We start from the raw sequence: 15136 nt of genomic DNA on the forward strand, positions 1-15136 counted from the left end.
TCAATGGTAAAAAAATCGTTAAAAAATACCCTTTTTTTGCTGTGAATGGTACGATGTGATATGAGGTGTAACATGATTCTAAATAGAAAAAGGTTGTTTTTTGCTGTGAAGGAGGGTTTCCAATTTGAAGAAAGAAGCATTTGCATTTCGTTTTCACCATTCTGATGTGACATTGCCAGCACAAATCTGGTCTGTTGGCTGGGAAGTTCAATCTTCTTCGTTATATAGCTGGAATGGCGTGGAGCGGAAGGATCAGGGCAAGTGCATCTTTCAGCTCACACTGTCTGGACATGGCATGATTGAAATCGGAGAGAAACGTTTCAAAGTATTGCCGGGTCAGGCCTTTCTCGTGAAAAGCCCAAGTGCCTACCAATATTATTTTCCAGAAGACAGTGAGCATTGGGAATTTCTCTATTTAACGCTTTACGGGGAAGCCTGCGATCTTTGCTTTGACCAATTTATTGACCAAGGAAAGCAGGTCATGCGTTTTCATCCGAATTCCAGACCGATCCGCCTGCTCAAGACCATTTATGATGAAGCCAGTGAAAGACGGATTACCAATCCATTTGAGGGGTCTAGCCTTGCTTATCAATTTGTCATGGAACTGTATTCATATTTGCCAAAGCTTGAGGGACAAATGGAGAAATGGCCCGAGCCCATCGTTCAAGCGGCCTTGTTTGCCAGCCATCATTTTCACGAGGAAATTGGCCCGGACGATATGGCAGCTGCGGCACGTTTATCCAAAAGTCATTTTACGAGGGAATTCAAAAAGGCCACTGGCTTCACACCTATTCACTATCTAACCAATATTCGGTTAGAAAAGGCGGAAACGTTACTGAAAACAACAAAATACTCGATTGAAGAAATCGCCATACAGTGCGGCTACAGAAATGCGAATTACTTGAATAAAGTCTTTCGAAAGAAAATCGGCATGTCTCCAAAGCAACTGCGGGAAACAAGCGATGCATAATAAAAAGCAGCCGCTTTTACAATTGGCTGCTTCTTTTACGCTTTCGTCAGGTCAACATGGATTCTCCCTTGTCTTAAAACAATGGTCATTTGAGTGTCAGGTGTCATTAAGTTTTCCAAAATGTCCGTTGCTGTTTGAAGCGCAATGTCCATTCGGTTGATCTTTTCCTTTTCTTGTTCCGAAAACGCTTCTGGATGTGCGGTCATTTCTTTGACTAGCCTCAGCACTTGTTCATGCTGCTTTTCTGTTTGTTGATATATGACATCATATAATTCGTCTGGCCTGCTGCTCATTTCACATCACCTATCTTTTTTCATGTGTTAAATCGCATCTTCTTTTGTTTTCTTGAAGACGAACCATTTACTGGCGACATAATTCACGACCACAATCACAAAGTTGACAAGAATTTTTGCGACAGTTTCATTGAGCGCCATTTGGGTCACAAATAAAATCATCAGCCCTAGATCTACACCTAGAGACATGAGACGAACACTAAAAAATGAAGAAAGCTCACGCATAAGGCTTTTCGTATCACGGGCCTTTTGCTTGAAGACATACTTCTTATTGGTGATATAAGCAAAGAGAACAGCAAATACCCATGAAACAACTGTAGCTGTTTTATAATCCATGGAAAACATCTCAACGAATAAGTAGAAGCTGACTATGTTGACAATGGTTGTACACACACCCATCACAAGATACATGACAACTTCTTGATACTTTTGAAAAAGGCTATACATGTCTTTCTTCATTCCTTCTTGGTGGTTTCTGTTTCTTTTAGAATACCATCTTGAGAAGAACTTCCCAAACGAACAATATGTACGTCCTGCACAGATGAAATTTGTTCTACTCGATGGCAAATGTCAACCTAATTGGTTTATATAAGCCAAATGTTTTAGGTCTTTTTCATTATTTTAATTTATAATCTTTTAACTGACTTTACAATTGTTTATTATTAGAAGTAAGAAATCAATATTTATGGGTTTTTTAGTCATTTTTTTAGGAACGTGGTAGGTGATAGATTTTACAAAATAGGTTAAATGTCATCATTTTTCGACAAAATCTATTTTGCGCTGTTTTCATCCACACGTACAGTTACTAGACGGTTTGTTCAAGTCATTGGTTGCAGATGAATATGTCTTATTGAACTGGAGGATATTATGGATACGCAAGTGAAAAGAAGAGTTGACGAAGAGTGGGTTTATTTGATTCAGGAAGCGAAAAAAATTGGACTAGCCATCGAAGAAATACAAGCTTTTTTAACATCCAACGGTGATCAGAAGATGATAAACAAACCGTAAATCAACGCCGTTATCCTTTGTCTTTCAGACTGCTTTGGCTAAAAGTTCTGACTTGTCAATTGACCTTTTAAAAATCCTTTCATGACGATACGCTACAGTAGAACACCCCTTCATACCAATCCCTTCCACTCATGGGGTTCTGTCTTTCTATATTAGGAGGACAGTCCGTTTCCCGTTCTTTATATGATCCCTTTTTAGCCACCATTCATAAAAATTGTTCTTCTCTCGTTATAAAACCAAGCTCCCCACCCATATATTAAGCATGAAAACAATGAGAAAGCAGAAAGGTGGGTAGAGCGTGAGTTCAGATTCCCTTTCCTATTATCACCAAAAAAAGGATCAGTATTATCATGGCGTGAACCCGGTCATTGTCAGCCGTATTCGTGAGGAATGGACGTCTTTATTGGATATCGGATGCGGCACAGGCAAGCTTGGAAAAGTCCTGAAACAAAAGGGCCGGACCATTTATGGAATTGAATCGTTTGAGAATGCAGCAAAAGAGGCTGAGCAAGAGCTAGATCATGTGCTATGCGGAAATATTGAACAGATGACGCTCCCTTACGAACAGGAACAATTTGACTGCATTATATTCGGAGATGTCCTTGAACATTTATTGGATCCGTGGGCCGTTTTAAAGAAGGTCAAACCTTTCCTTAAAAAAGAAGGAGCCATCCTGTCATCCATTCCGAATATCGGTCACATATCAACCGTTTTAGAATTATTAGCCGGCAGATTCACTTATTCAGATGCAGGATTAATGGATCAAACTCATTTACGTTTCTTCACTCTTCATGAAATTCATGCACTCTTTCATTCAGCAGGCTTTCGTATTCGCGAACTCGAAACCATTCGCGTACAGCATCCTTCCTATGAGAGCATAATGATTGATTTACATGAATTACTCATGAAGCATGGCATTCGTTCAGATTTTCATGAGGCCGCTACCGCCTATCAGTATGTGGTTGAGGCGGTTCAGCTTCATGAGTAACCCCACCATCCTGTTTGTTTTATGTGTAAATGATGAGGCCATGTTTCAGGCTTGCTTTCGGCAGCTCGCTTCACTTCCTGCTCCCCATGGATATCATGTGGAGGTACTGCCAATTAGACATGCATCCAGTATGACCTCTGCTTATAATGAAGCCATCACTCATCCAGCTCAGTTTAAAATTTATCTTCATCAAGATACCTTGATTGTCAAACAGCATATGCTGCTTGAGTTGATCCCGCTTTTTTTACAGCATCCATCACTTGGGATGATTGGGGTCATAGGTGCAGAAAGCGTGCCTGACAATGGGATTTGGTGGGAGAGTTCTGATTGCAGGGGGAAAGTCATTGAATATCGTCACAACACCTATCAGCTGCTTTCGTTTGAAAGTGGTCGTCAACAGGCAGAAGCGCAAGATTATATGAACGCTTCGGCGATTGATGGTCTTTTCATGGCGACGCAATATGATGTGAAGTGGCGTGAGGACCTCTTTGATGGCTTTCATTTTTATGATGTTTCGCAATCCTTTGAATTCATGCAACAGGGCTATGAGGTTGGAATTGCGAGGCAAGAAGAGCCTTGGTGCATCCACAAATGCGGAGATCATTTTGATGCGGAAGCGTATGAAAAAGCGAGACAAACATTTCTTGCAAATTATCGATAGAAAGCACCCTTTTCGGGTCACCAGAATGTAGAGAAACTCATGTTTTTCTACATTCTTTTTTATTTTCCACATCATGATGTTAGGTGAGAATGAGTCTTTTGGTGCTTTTGAGATCTTGTGCAGTTTTCAAGAAAAGGTCACGGAGCACATGCTTTCGGATCTGATTTGTAGAACCGATAACCTTTCCGAGAAAATAAAGCTGTCGAGATTTTCTCGACAGCCTGACCCTAAAGGTCTGTTTGATTCATCAAGTAGATAATCTAGAATCACGTGTTCCAAAACGAACATCAGGATTTTCACTAGAACGGGTTCCATTCCTCACAGCAAAATCCTCAGTAGTAACGCTACTGCCTGTAGCATTCCTTACAGTCAGATCAGTGGATTCTGGAGAAGTAGCATTTCTTGAATTCACATCAAAATCGACAGATGATAATGAGATCATACCTAGCAATGCTGAAGCACTCAAAAAACCAGTAAGAACCGTTTTAAAATTCATATGAACAGTCGCCCCTTTGGATTTGTTTTCGGGCGTACATCACTTTTTCATACATTTTTACAGATTCATCCATACGCCCATTCTCATTATAGTACCGAGCCGCTTCGAGCGCTAGGTCTTCCATGTATGGATAACCCCTCTCATTCTCTAATTTTTCCAACGAGCTCAAGACTTCACTTAGGTTTGCTGTTTTTAAAAATAAAATTTCCAATACCATCAGCAACGATAAAAACAGATCATTTTTTCTATTCTTCGCTTCTTCCAAGCCTCTTTTGAAAAATCTTTCACCCTCAATAAATTCCTTTTGACTCAAATGAAATAACGATAATTCATAATAAACCAAAAGCAACTCTGTAGCATTAATAGGCTCTCCTTCTAGAATAACCTGATTAAAATAAGCTAGCGCCCTATTAAAATCACCTAATCCTTTATAACAACACCCAATATTAAATAATGACTTCACAATCATTGGCTTATTAGAAATTGCCTTAGATTTTTCTAAAGCTGACAATAAATGAGGAAGCGCCTTTTCTCTGCATTCAAAATCAATGAAATTACCTGCCATAACAGTTAGACAATTAATTTCTCGAATCATATAAAGGGAATTGCTCTTATGCGCCTTATAAGTATCATAAGAAAGACCAACGTAATACATAGACACATGTGTCTGTTTCATGTGATAAAACACTTCAGATAATTTGTAATAAAATTCCGCTCTTTCTAACTCATCCCCTACTTGCTCCAGGCGCTTTTCCGAGCGCTTATAGAACACAATAGCTCTAATAAACTCACCATTTTTGAATTCATACATGCCTTGAAAAAAATTAAAATAGTATTCAAGAATGGCTGACATCTTTTTTCCTTGTCCTTCTACAGCTTTCAAGTAATCCGATTTTTCAAGTGGTTCTTTAGAAGGCTGCACATAGTCTGTCATCAATTGATGACGAAACTCCATCAACTGAAAATAAAGAACCGCCTGTTCATCTTCTTCCATGACATCTATATCTTTTCTAACCTCTTTCCTTAGCATCTGGGCCTCTTTAACATTGAATCTTTTTATTTGCTTATACCATTCATTTATCTTGATCGCTACAACTGGAGACGGTATAGACGCCATCTACAATCCCCCCCTAGAAAACCAATTTTTAATAAATGTTAGCACAAGAATTCCTAATAAAACCCTATTTATCCATTCATATGTATATGTAAAATTTTCGGCATGACGCAAACACTTTTTAAGCAAGTAGGACACAAGACATATCGGTTTTTAGATGCTATCACAGCAGTTAACGCATTTAAATCCCATATAAGCGTTCTTGAAGCATCACACTATGAAAAACCCGAGCATAAATAAAGATGCTTAGAAACGAATATGAACGCTCTTGGTGGTGTTTTTAAAATAGGTGCCATGTTTTTTAAGAAACAAAAAAACAGGCTCTTTAGCCTGTTCAGGCTGTCGAGAAAATCTCGACAGCTTTATTTTTTCCCTTAAAGTTTCCATTCCCCCGTTTTATAATAGAGAAAAGCATACTAAAGGAAGGTGTTTTTCTCATGTTCCACACTAGAAATTCTTCTCAGCACGAAGCCGAATTTGTATTGCTAGATCAACTGGTCGAAGAGGATCACCTGCTTCGTAAAATTGATCAGTACATTGATTTTTCATTTATCGTAGATAAAGTCAAACCCTATTATAGTGAGAATAAAGGTCGTCCTTCTCTTGATCCACTTATTTTGTTCAAAATGATGTTTATCGGATACCTGTACGGTATCCGTTCTGAAAGACAACTTGAAAAAGAAATTTACTATAACATGGCGTATAGATGGTTTTTAGGTTTGAACATCAATGACCCCGTTCCCCACCACTCGACCATTAGCTGGAATCGTCGTACTCGATTCAAAGATACAACGATTTTTCAAGACATTTTTGATGAAATTGTGCTTCAAGCCATCAATCATGATATGGTAGGAGGCCGCGTTCTTTTTACTGATTCGACTCATCTTAAAGCCAATGCCAATAAACATAAATATACGAGAAAAACGATTGAACAAGATACTCAGAACTATATAAATGATTTAGAAGAAGCGATCCAAGAAGATCGAGAGGTACACGGAAAAAAGCCCTTAAAGGTAAAAGAGGAGGTGAAAACGGAAAAAGACATTCGTCAAAGTACGACTGACCCTGAAAGTGGCTATCTTTATCGTGAAAACAAGCCAGAAGGCTTTTTCTACCTAGACCACCGTACAACGGATATGAAGTACAATATCATCACGGATGCCCATGTCACGCCCGGCAATATCCATGACTCTGTTCCGTATCTTGATCGATTGGATCACCAAATCGCCCGATTTGGTTTTCAAGTAGAAGCTGTTGCCCTTGATTCTGGTTATTTGACAACCCCAATCTGTAAAGGTTTATCCGATCGCCGTATTTTTGGTGTCATCGCACATAGACGCTTTCATCCAACAAGAGGATTATTTGAGAAATGGAAATTTCAGTATGATTCTGAACATGATCACTACATATGCCCAAATGGCGAGAAGCTATTATATACAACAACTGATCGAAAAGGTTATCGATTCTACAAATCAGACCCTAAAAAATGCGTATCGTGTCCTTTCCTAGAGAGCTGTACAAGGTCGAAAAATCATCAAAAAGTGATCTCAAGACATGTATGGGAAGAACATAAAGAAAAGATCAGACAAAATCGTCTGTCTGCTTCTGGAAAAGAGCTATATAAAAAAAGAAAAGAAAAAATAGAGCGAAGCTTTGCAGATTCAAAACAACTGCATGGGCTTCGCTACTGCCGGTTGAGGGGAAAACAAAATGTGAGTGAGCAAGTGCTTCTCACAGCTGCCTGTCAGAACATGAAGAAGATTGCCACACACCTAGCGAAGCTAGGCTAGGTGTGTGGGAGGCCTTTTTCTTTAATCTCATCCATCATCATTACGATGAAAATAAAAAAGATTGTAGAAAAACATGAGTTTCTCTACAATCTGAACAGGCTCTTTAGCCTGTTCTTTATTATCCAGTGATGACCATATTGATGAATGGGACACTCAGTAAAAAGTAAACAACGGCAAAAACAACTTTATAACCCATCTCTTTTTCTTTATTATTCTTACGTTTTTTCATATAAACAGCAAAATAAGAAGCACCAATTAACATCATCAATACTGGTATTACAGTCATCATAAATTATCCTCCCTAATAAAAGAACCTATATTGCGGTCACCGCAACCCAAAAAGAAACTTTCCATCACATTACCAATTATCAAGAAATAAATGGTAGCATGGAAATATATCAAAGAAAGTGAGTGATTCTTATAAATCCATGTCTCCTATGCTTCTTTATGCAACCATTTTTTTGACTCTCTTATGATCCCCCAAAATAGGAACCTGTACAGAATTACAAGCAAGAAAAAAGTATAAACAAACTCAAAGGGAGAGAATGGTTCATAATCAATTATGTATGCATTAATAAACACTATTACCAAAGAAAACAATTCCATCAAAGAATCTATAAATCTGTTTTCTTTGAACACGTCCCTTGTCTTTTTGAAATTAAAGATGTCTTTAATTTCCACACTAGAAAGTCCTTTGATTAAAGCTAAACCTATCAAGTACACACCAAAAGACATCTCAAAGGAAAAACTCAACATCTGTGTGATTACACAATAAATCAAAGTGAATAAGAATAAATACATTTTATTACTCTCCTTAACCTCTAAGTATTCCACCCCAATAGAAGGAAATATCATGTATGCGTTACCCCAAAAAACAAATAGGAGTGGTACGTATGTTTAAAAAATTTCTAGTAGTGTTAAGTGTGCTTACTATTACATTTGGTTTCTCTTCTCCAATGATTAGTCATGCCAGTCAAGGTAATAACGAGACCCCTCCAGTCAGTGTAGATAAAAAACAATTGGAATTAGCAGAGAAACTATCTAATTACTTCGAATTAGATAAGGATGGAAATATTCATTTTACAGCTGATAAAGAAACCCTTATGGAAATGGGAATTTCAGAACACGACAGTCTACTAATGACTTCAATGAAATCAGAAGAATTTAGCTTTGAAGAGAATGAGAAAAAAGGTGACATGCAGACTTTAGGTTTTGTAGGTTTACACCTCAAATTAGGACCGAAAGTTAGAAGCATGAATGCCATAGTAGCAGGTGGATTTGCAGCCGGATATATCGGTTGGTACACAAGTCGAATTGCTGCTGCCGGACCATGGGGTGCTGGAGCAGCTGCGGCTATTACTGCTGGAACTTCTGGTGCTGTTGCATGGGCAGTTAAAAACAAATATAAGAAAGTTGATGTAGGCGTAAATATTATGTTTGTTAATTTAGCATATACTGTAAAAATACCTTAAAAATAACTGTTAAGCAACAATAAATAAAAAAAGCAGGCTCCAGTAAGAGCCTGCTTACTCTTAATATAAGACTTCAACACAAAATTTTTGAAATTCCTGAAAATATTTTGGTTCTGCATTAATTAGTGGTAAGCGTATAGAAAGTGTTGCAGCGTGCAGACGATCGGTAAGCCCTCACATTCTTCTCCTAGTAAAACAACCCTTTTTACATAAAAAAGAAGCCATTAACGGCTTCTTATGTTGATTTTCACTTTTCCACTATTTTATATCCGAAATCTATAAGGCACAGTTGAAAACCTCTCTGGAATGAATTTTTATCATCTTTATCTAACATACCATCCTTGTATGTTTCAATAAAGATTATAGCGCGCGACTATTCCATTTCGGGTATGCCGGCGTGTACCGGTACTAATTTATATTCCATAATACGATTTTCTCCTTGATCCTCGACTTCAAAATACCCTTTTTATAAAGCTATTTCAATTACGGCCACATCTTCACCATTGGACTTTGTTATGAAAGAAACCTCTTCTTCTGGAATTCCCACATTTATTAAAAATGACTGAAAAGCGTGGCTGCCTTCGCCGTTATAATTACTGGCTAAACCTTGGTAAATAAATAATTTATAGGCAACAGTCTCCACATACGTATAATATCTCACTTTTTGACCATTTCTAAAATGCGTAATACGTGTGACCTTTCCTAATGTCGGCAACAATGCTAAAGCAAAGTCTAAAGTCGGTTGGCTACTCTGTTCCTGAATAATGATTGTTGCTTCTTCCTTTTGAAATGGTGGTTTAAATTCTGTATGCTGCTCTAAATATTGTTCTTTAATAATTGCCATGTCTAAATCCTCCTTTAAGTTTCATGTTAAAATAACGAATTTCAGTTTTTTGTTGTGTGGAGAGAATGCGAACAAAACAGCTGCCCTGGAAGATCCAAAATGAGCTAAAACACGAATGAAAAAGTGTGGCCAACTATACAAGCGAAACGATTTCACGAATATTGTCTTTTATCTCGTTCAAATCAGATTAAATCCTTTTAAAGTGTATAAGTTTGCCTGTTCAAGTGACTGATTAAAATTGATTGGGCTATCATAATGATTATACTGCGCTTCTTTTTTTCCGGTCCGATCGAAGAAAATCTTAAACCAGTAATAGATCGGATAGGGCCTTTGTTGAATTGTACTTCCGTCTGGCAAACGTAAATGTACATATTCAACAGTCTCTGCCGTTTCATCTTCAACATTAGGAGTCATTGCAGCGTGTTCCACAGAATCAGGTATATACTCGCATATCTCAACACGAGTATATACTAAACCAGTACGAAGCAAAAAATACCGTCTTGCGCCTGCAAGACGGTCAGTAACCTTTCCATATTTCACTCTTCCAAGGCCGATATTTCATATAATAGAATGCTTGCCCCTTCTCGACTTAACACAATACCTCAAGATAAAGTCATGTTTTGATCAGGCTCAGCACCCTTTTCGGGTGCCTTTTTTATGATATACTGTCATAAACAACCAGATCGTCTCATATGCATTGGAGTACCTTGTCCCTAATTCGTACAAAGGAGGAAACAATGGCAGACAAAAAAGTTCATTATAAGAAGGTTGCCGCTTCAGAGGATTTTCGAAAACTTCTCGAGGAAAAACGCAGATTTATCGTACCGATGACGATTTTCTTTTTTCTCTTTTACTTTTCACTTCCGGTTGCTACATCCTACTTCACCTTTTTGAACAAGCCGGCAATTGGCGCGATCTCATGGGCTTGGTTATTCGCCCTCACACAATTTGTGATGACCTGGGTATTATGTGGACTTTATGCGAGAAAAGCAGCTCAGTTTGACAAATATGTAAGCGCTTTAAAAATTGAATCGAGAGGTGATGGCGAATGAGCATGACCGCTTTTATTTTATTCATAGCGATCGTAGGGCTCACATTGGTCATCACATATTTTGCTGCGAAGAAAACGAGCAATGCGAGCGATTTTTACACAGCAGGTGGAGGTCTGACTGGATTTCAGAACGGACTTGCCATCGCTGGGGACTATATGTCTGCCGCATCATTTTTAGGAATCGCTGGAATGATCGCGTTAAATGGATTTGATGGCTTTTTCTATAGCATTGGCTTTCTAGTAGCGTATCTTGTCGTACTTTACGTTGTAGCCGAACCGCTTCGAAATCTAGGGAAATATACGATGGCCGATATGATTGCTGCACGATTTAAGCGTCCTGCCATTCGAGGAGTTGCTGCGTTTAACACAATCACAGTCTCTACTTTTTATATGATTGCACAGCTTGTTGGGGCAGGTGCATTAATCAAGCTGCTTCTTGGCATTGATTACTGGATTGCGGTACTGATCGTCGGTGTCTTGATGACCATTTATGTCGTGTTTGGTGGCATGATCGCAACCAGCTGGGTACAGATTACAAAGGCTGTACTTCTCATGCTTGGGACACTGATTATTTCACTGCTTGTATTTGCAAAGTTTGATTTTAGCCTGCTGAAGATGTTTGAGGAGATGAAAACAGCGACCCCGCTCGGTGGGGCATTTCTTCACCCGGGAAATAAATATGATGTGCCTTTAGAGACCCTGTCTTTGAACCTTGCTCTAGTGCTTGGGACAGCAGGTTTGCCGCACATTTTGATCCGGTTTTATACGGTGAAGGATGCCATTTCTGCGCGTAAATCTGTTCTATCCGCTACGTGGATCATCGGTATTTTTTATCTAATGACAGTTTTCCTTGGCTTCGGTGCTGCTGCCTTTGTTGGAACAGAAGCGATCACAGCAGCAGATGCAGCAGGAAATATGGCCGCTCCACTGCTTGCCCAAGCCCTTGGAGGAGATTTGTTATTTGCCTTTGTTTCCGCTATTGCCTTTGCGACCATTTTGGCGGTGGTAACTGGTCTCGTCCTATCCGCCGCGTCTGCCTTTGCGCATGACTTTTATAGTCAGATCATCCGCAAAGGGAAAGCGAGTGAACGGGAACAGGTAAAAGCGGCACGCTTTGCTTCCATCGGCGTGGCCATTCTTTCTATCATTCTCGCATTATTTGCCCAATCGTTAAACGTTGCTTTCCTTGTGTCACTTGCCTTCGCAGTGGCAGCAAGTGCAAATTTACCATTGATTATCTTCACTGTCTTTTGGAAACGATTTAATTCTACAGGTGCCATTGCAGGGAGCTTAGTAGGACTGCTGAGCGCACTGATTATCGTCTCGCTCAGCCCAAGCGTCTGGGACCCATCGGGAGCAGCCATCTTTACAGGAGACCCGCTCATCCCGCTGTCGAACCCTGGAATTATCTCGATCCCACTCGGATTCCTTGCCGCTTACTTAGGCACGATCTTCTCCTCTGAAAAAGCAGATGAAGACACCTTTACAGAAATACAAGTAAAGGCACATACAGGGATGCATATGGATACCGATTCATAAGGAAGAGCCGGCTGATGAGCCGGCTTTTTTGTTTTCTTTCTCTAAAAAAGCAGCTCTCAGTAAGGGATAAACTGACCTTTTAACTTATTTTTATATTTCTCTAATCTGGCAAACCTTCTACATGTGATCAGAGAGCAGCATGTGACGAGGATCAACAGAATTTCATGCGTTTCTCCTCTATTATCAATCACACTCTTCACCTTTTTCACCTCCCCTTTTATGTTGTACAAACGCTCTGCGTCACTCATATGTTATCATGATATACACATACTGGAAATCAATTCACACGTTGAGGAACTCATATTTGTACAATGAAAAAGCTGCAAGAAAGAAGTGACATTACTGATGCGTCAGATATATTCTGCCAAGTTATTATTTGAATCCATCTCATCACCAAGCAGTATGCCCGATAAAATATTTGAAGAACGGATCATTTTGGTGCGTGCAAAAAACCATCGTAAAGTAAAAGATATCATCCAAAAGAGCTTTCTAGAAGAAACCTTTGATAATGCGGCAGGTGGACAAACGACCAAAAAATTAGCAGCTATATTAGATGTCTTTGAGCTTCTAGATGACTTAGATCAAGAACCACTGCATTTAAGTGAAGTGTACAGCCGCCACCTTATTTTTGATAAAGAAACTTCGGTGAAAGAAGCCATCGAGGCTTATTCTTTAGACAAATAAAAGAAGCCGGCAGGTGAGCCGGCTTTCAGATTGTTGACAAAGGGCTAAAATGATCTTGATTTTAGCCCTTTGTCTTCTTTTCAGCGTGATAGAAAACCTTTGCATTCTAGGAAGGACGAGCACCGGAACAGAGCGAATTTGACATTCGTGAGTACCGGCGCGCAGGACTGACACCGAATGCGAGGGTTTGTCTACACGCTGGAAGCCGGCTGATGAGCCGGCTTTTTAATAGCGCTGAAATAACTCTGGATTTTTCGGAACGTTTTCTAAATAAACGATTTTTCCTTTGTCGTCCAGTTCTGCAATATCAATTCCTTCTGCTGTATAAACACGGCCATCCGAAAGTTTCCCGCAAACGGCCCAGTTGGTTTCATACTTTCCGTCTTCTCTTTTTTTCCATCCATCCCACATATGCTTGATGTCTTCATGCACGTGGAAAAATGTGTTTAAAAACTGTGTAAACGCTTGGATCCCAGGCTTCTCTGCACCATTTAAGACAATCATGACATCGTCAGAAAACAATGCGAGCAATTCATCCATTTGTTCTTGCCCTTTTCCAGCTTCATCGTAGCGGCGAAAATACGTATCGAGAACTTCCATTGTTCATTCTCCTTTATTTACCTGTCATTTCGACAATAATCGAACAATTTGATTGTACACAATTGTTTCACACCTGTCTATTTTCCCCGAAATCAGAAAAGACATGAATTGAGTCAATCCATGTCTCCTCCAGATTAAAGTAATGCTTTTTCTGATGTTACAAGTGCTTTCAATTCTTCTGCTGCTTTCTTAGGGTCAGCACTCTGGCTAATGGCACTGATGATGCTGATACCATCTGCCCCTGCTTGTATGACTGGTGCTGCATTATCGTATGCGATACCCCCGATGCCAACAATCGGAATATGAAGACCATGATGACGCACTTCCGTGATCAATGATACTCCTTGGACACTGCGTGTATCCTTTTTCGTTTCTGTTGGATAAACTGGGCCCATGCCGACATAATCTGCGCCGTCCTTCATGGCTTGTTTTACTTCATCTAGGTTATGCGTAGACACACCTAATATTTTATTCCCTATTTTTTGTCTGACGTCTACTGCATTTGTATCTTCCTGGCCAACATGAACGCCATCTGCATCAAGATCTATCGCTAGCTGCACATCATCATTTACAATAAACGGAACATTCGCTTCTTGGCAAAGTACTTGAAGTTGGCGAGCCAATTGTTTCTTCTCTTCTCCTTGCAAGGCTCCCTCACCCTTTTCTCGAAATTGAAACATGGTGATCCCGCCTTGAATCGCCTCTTTCAAAACATCAAGCGGTTGCCGGCTTGTATTCGCTGTTCCCATAATAAAATAAACCGATAATTGCTGTTTGATTTGCTGTTGATCAGCCTTTGTCATGTGACATTCCCCCTATTTTCCCTAGCGTTAACACATCATCGCCAGTTGTGTGTGAGAGTGCATTGAGCAATTCCATTTGAAACGTACCTGGCCCTTTATTCTGGGTGTACTGAGCTGCCTTTTCAGCTGCGACACCATAAAACAATAGAGCAGCTGCCGACGCGTGAAGCGGCCTTTCACCTGCTGCACAAAATGCCCCGATGACAGACGTCAGTAAACAGCCGGTTCCCGTCACCTTGGTGAGCCATTCATGTCCATTATGAATAGACAACACGTCCTCTCCATCTGACACTACATCGACTTTCCCAGTGATCACCACAACGGTCTGAAGTGTCCTCGCCGCTTGTTTGACTAGTGCCGATACATCTCCGTTCGTTGCTTTCGCATCCACGCCTTTTGACTCCCAGCCATCCACTTCAAGTAAATGAGCAATTTCTGCAGCGTTCCCTCTGACAACTGTCATGTTCACTTGCTCTAACAGCTGTTTTGCCGCTTTCATTCGAAACGCTGTCGCACCAACGCCGACAGGATCTAATAGAACAGGTATCCCTTTTTTATTGGCAGATTGTCCAGCCAGAATCATGGCCTCCACCGTCTCCTTGGTCAGTGTGCCAATATTCAGCACAAGCGCATCGGCTAATTGCGCCATTTCAGCCACTTCTTCTTTGGCATTTGCCATGACTGGCGAAGCGCCTAAAGCAAGCAGACCATTCGCTGTAAAGTTCGTCACGACTTGGTTGGTGATATTATGGACGAGTGGATTTTCCGCTCGAACCTTTTCCAATAAATGAGACACGTCACTTGTTTTCATCCATATCATCCT

General features: G+C 40.0%; 19 protein-coding genes. 9 read left to right on the top strand and 10 right to left on the bottom strand.

What is annotated here, in order from left to right; all coding sequences use genetic code 11:
* Positions 1 to 124 precede the first annotated feature (124 nt).
* Entirely contained in the window at positions 125 to 970 is an 846-nt protein-coding gene (locus MHI11_RS19345; protein WP_003214606.1) for an AraC family transcriptional regulator, read from the top strand.
* 35 nt (positions 971 to 1005) lie between these two features.
* On the opposite strand, the gene MHI11_RS19350 is transcribed toward MHI11_RS19345, so the two are convergent.
* Together MHI11_RS19350 and MHI11_RS19355 are read right to left on the bottom strand one after the other, a co-directional pair.
* The gene (locus MHI11_RS19350) at positions 1006 to 1263 is read right to left on the bottom strand and encodes a hypothetical protein (protein WP_003215318.1); all 258 of its coding nucleotides are present in this window, start codon (positions 1261 to 1263) and stop codon (positions 1006 to 1008) included.
* Between the two features lie 27 nt (positions 1264 to 1290).
* Positions 1291 to 1674 (bottom strand): GtrA family protein, encoded by a 384-nt coding sequence (locus MHI11_RS19355; protein WP_034620336.1) that lies wholly within the window; start codon positions 1672 to 1674, stop codon positions 1291 to 1293.
* A 456-nt stretch (positions 1675 to 2130) separates the two neighbouring features.
* Here MHI11_RS19355 and MHI11_RS19360 point away from each other — a divergent pair, with 456 nt between their 5' ends.
* From MHI11_RS19360 to MHI11_RS19370, 3 genes are all read left to right on the top strand, one after another.
* Complete coding sequence (locus MHI11_RS19360; RefSeq protein WP_003215413.1) at positions 2131 to 2271, top strand: anti-repressor SinI family protein; 141 nt, start codon at positions 2131 to 2133, stop codon at positions 2269 to 2271.
* Between the two features lie 298 nt (positions 2272 to 2569).
* Complete coding sequence (locus tag MHI11_RS19365; protein WP_044140252.1) at positions 2570 to 3259, top strand: class I SAM-dependent methyltransferase; 690 nt, start codon at positions 2570 to 2572, stop codon at positions 3257 to 3259.
* On the top strand, positions 3252 to 3920 hold the full coding sequence (locus MHI11_RS19370) for a glycosyltransferase family protein (RefSeq protein ID WP_044140253.1): 669 nt from the start codon (positions 3252 to 3254) through the stop codon (positions 3918 to 3920). Before MHI11_RS19365 ends, MHI11_RS19370 begins: the two co-directional genes overlap by 8 nt.
* 247 nt (positions 3921 to 4167) lie before the next feature.
* Here the strand turns inward: MHI11_RS19370 and MHI11_RS19375 are convergent, their stop codons facing one another.
* Together MHI11_RS19375 and MHI11_RS19380 are read right to left on the bottom strand one after the other, a co-directional pair.
* Complete coding sequence (locus MHI11_RS19375) at positions 4168 to 4416, bottom strand: hypothetical protein (protein ID WP_268508514.1); 249 nt, start codon at positions 4414 to 4416, stop codon at positions 4168 to 4170.
* A complete protein-coding gene (locus MHI11_RS19380; protein WP_340962102.1) occupies positions 4406 to 5533 on the bottom strand; it encodes a Rap family tetratricopeptide repeat protein in 1128 nt (375 codons plus the stop codon). The genes MHI11_RS19375 and MHI11_RS19380 overlap by 11 nt, the downstream gene beginning before the upstream one ends.
* Before the next feature lie 434 nt (positions 5534 to 5967).
* Between MHI11_RS19380 and MHI11_RS19385 the strand changes: the two genes are divergently transcribed.
* Positions 5968 to 7320: an IS1182 family transposase gene (locus MHI11_RS19385; protein WP_340960248.1), complete on the top strand. Its 1353-nt coding sequence runs from the start codon at positions 5968 to 5970 to the stop codon at positions 7318 to 7320.
* 118 nt (positions 7321 to 7438) lie between these two features.
* On the opposite strand, the gene MHI11_RS19390 is transcribed toward MHI11_RS19385, so the two are convergent.
* On the bottom strand, positions 7439 to 7609 hold the full coding sequence (locus MHI11_RS19390; protein ID WP_161792787.1) for a hypothetical protein: 171 nt from the start codon (positions 7607 to 7609) through the stop codon (positions 7439 to 7441).
* Positions 7610 to 8213: 604 nt separating this feature from the next.
* On the opposite strand from MHI11_RS19390, the gene MHI11_RS19395 reads away from it, so the two are divergent.
* Positions 8214 to 8792, top strand: a complete 579-nt coding sequence (locus MHI11_RS19395; protein WP_340962103.1) for a hypothetical protein — start codon at positions 8214 to 8216, stop codon at positions 8790 to 8792.
* 466 nt (positions 8793 to 9258) lie between these two features.
* On the opposite strand, the gene MHI11_RS19400 is transcribed toward MHI11_RS19395, so the two are convergent.
* Together MHI11_RS19400 and MHI11_RS19405 are read right to left on the bottom strand one after the other, a co-directional pair.
* On the bottom strand, positions 9259 to 9636 hold the full coding sequence (locus MHI11_RS19400) for a hypothetical protein (protein ID WP_106030652.1): 378 nt from the start codon (positions 9634 to 9636) through the stop codon (positions 9259 to 9261).
* A gap of 177 nt (positions 9637 to 9813) precedes the next feature.
* A complete protein-coding gene (locus tag MHI11_RS19405; protein WP_106072007.1) occupies positions 9814 to 10050 on the bottom strand; it encodes a hypothetical protein in 237 nt (78 codons plus the stop codon).
* Positions 10051 to 10373: 323 nt separating this feature from the next.
* On the opposite strand from MHI11_RS19405, the gene MHI11_RS19410 reads away from it, so the two are divergent.
* From MHI11_RS19410 to MHI11_RS19420, 3 genes are all read left to right on the top strand, one after another.
* Positions 10374 to 10688 (top strand): DUF485 domain-containing protein, encoded by a 315-nt coding sequence (locus tag MHI11_RS19410; protein WP_106066975.1) that lies wholly within the window; start codon positions 10374 to 10376, stop codon positions 10686 to 10688.
* Positions 10685 to 12226: a solute symporter family protein gene (locus MHI11_RS19415; RefSeq protein ID WP_003214799.1), complete on the top strand. Its 1542-nt coding sequence runs from the start codon at positions 10685 to 10687 to the stop codon at positions 12224 to 12226. The genes MHI11_RS19410 and MHI11_RS19415 overlap by 4 nt, the downstream gene beginning before the upstream one ends.
* A 345-nt stretch (positions 12227 to 12571) precedes the next feature.
* Complete coding sequence (locus MHI11_RS19420; protein WP_044140262.1) at positions 12572 to 12910, top strand: DUF4288 domain-containing protein; 339 nt, start codon at positions 12572 to 12574, stop codon at positions 12908 to 12910.
* 225 nt (positions 12911 to 13135) lie between these two features.
* On the opposite strand, the gene MHI11_RS19425 is transcribed toward MHI11_RS19420, so the two are convergent.
* The 3 genes from MHI11_RS19425 to thiM all read right to left on the bottom strand — a co-directional run bounded on the left by MHI11_RS19425 (position 13136) and on the right by thiM (position 15124).
* Entirely contained in the window at positions 13136 to 13510 is a 375-nt protein-coding gene (locus tag MHI11_RS19425; RefSeq protein WP_060597556.1) for a nuclear transport factor 2 family protein, read from the bottom strand.
* A 134-nt stretch (positions 13511 to 13644) separates the two neighbouring features.
* A complete protein-coding gene (gene thiE / locus MHI11_RS19430; protein WP_340962105.1) occupies positions 13645 to 14313 on the bottom strand; it encodes a thiamine phosphate synthase in 669 nt (222 codons plus the stop codon).
* A complete protein-coding gene (gene thiM, locus MHI11_RS19435; RefSeq protein WP_283924030.1) occupies positions 14300 to 15124 on the bottom strand; it encodes a hydroxyethylthiazole kinase in 825 nt (274 codons plus the stop codon). Before thiM ends, thiE begins: the two co-directional genes overlap by 14 nt.
* Positions 15125 to 15136 lie beyond the last annotated feature (12 nt).

The sequence above is a fragment of the Bacillus sp. FSL K6-3312 genome (genome assembly GCF_038007485.1).
Taxonomy (GTDB): Bacteria; Bacillota; Bacilli; order Bacillales; family Bacillaceae; genus Bacillus; species Bacillus pumilus.

What these genes read in the sequence shown, in the direction of transcription:
- MHI11_RS19350 (WP_003215318.1), bottom strand. Translation starts at nt 1,263, where the DNA reads ATGAGCAGCAGGCCAGACGAATTATATGATGTCATATATCAACAAACA.
- MHI11_RS19395 (WP_340962103.1), top strand. Translation starts at nt 8,214, where the DNA reads ATGTTTAAAAAATTTCTAGTAGTGTTAAGTGTGCTTACTATTACATTT.
- MHI11_RS19410 (WP_106066975.1), top strand. Translation starts at nt 10,374, where the DNA reads ATGGCAGACAAAAAAGTTCATTATAAGAAGGTTGCCGCTTCAGAGGAT.
- MHI11_RS19385 (WP_340960248.1), top strand. Translation starts at nt 5,968, where the DNA reads ATGTTCCACACTAGAAATTCTTCTCAGCACGAAGCCGAATTTGTATTG.
- MHI11_RS19375 (WP_268508514.1), bottom strand. Translation starts at nt 4,416, where the DNA reads ATGAATTTTAAAACGGTTCTTACTGGTTTTTTGAGTGCTTCAGCATTG.
- MHI11_RS19420 (WP_044140262.1), top strand. Translation starts at nt 12,572, where the DNA reads ATGCGTCAGATATATTCTGCCAAGTTATTATTTGAATCCATCTCATCA.
- thiM (WP_283924030.1), bottom strand. Translation starts at nt 15,124, where the DNA reads ATGAAAACAAGTGACGTGTCTCATTTATTGGAAAAGGTTCGAGCGGAA.
- MHI11_RS19425 (WP_060597556.1), bottom strand. Translation starts at nt 13,510, where the DNA reads ATGGAAGTTCTCGATACGTATTTTCGCCGCTACGATGAAGCTGGAAAA.
- MHI11_RS19370 (WP_044140253.1), top strand. Translation starts at nt 3,252, where the DNA reads ATGAGTAACCCCACCATCCTGTTTGTTTTATGTGTAAATGATGAGGCC.
- MHI11_RS19390 (WP_161792787.1), bottom strand. Translation starts at nt 7,609, where the DNA reads ATGATGACTGTAATACCAGTATTGATGATGTTAATTGGTGCTTCTTAT.
- MHI11_RS19355 (WP_034620336.1), bottom strand. Translation starts at nt 1,674, where the DNA reads ATGTATCTTGTGATGGGTGTGTGTACAACCATTGTCAACATAGTCAGC.
- MHI11_RS19400 (WP_106030652.1), bottom strand. Translation starts at nt 9,636, where the DNA reads ATGGCAATTATTAAAGAACAATATTTAGAGCAGCATACAGAATTTAAA.
- MHI11_RS19360 (WP_003215413.1), top strand. Translation starts at nt 2,131, where the DNA reads ATGGATACGCAAGTGAAAAGAAGAGTTGACGAAGAGTGGGTTTATTTG.
- MHI11_RS19415 (WP_003214799.1), top strand. Translation starts at nt 10,685, where the DNA reads ATGAGCATGACCGCTTTTATTTTATTCATAGCGATCGTAGGGCTCACA.
- MHI11_RS19405 (WP_106072007.1), bottom strand. Translation starts at nt 10,050, where the DNA reads ATGACTCCTAATGTTGAAGATGAAACGGCAGAGACTGTTGAATATGTA.
- thiE (WP_340962105.1), bottom strand. Translation starts at nt 14,313, where the DNA reads ATGACAAAGGCTGATCAACAGCAAATCAAACAGCAATTATCGGTTTAT.
- MHI11_RS19380 (WP_340962102.1), bottom strand. Translation starts at nt 5,533, where the DNA reads ATGGCGTCTATACCGTCTCCAGTTGTAGCGATCAAGATAAATGAATGG.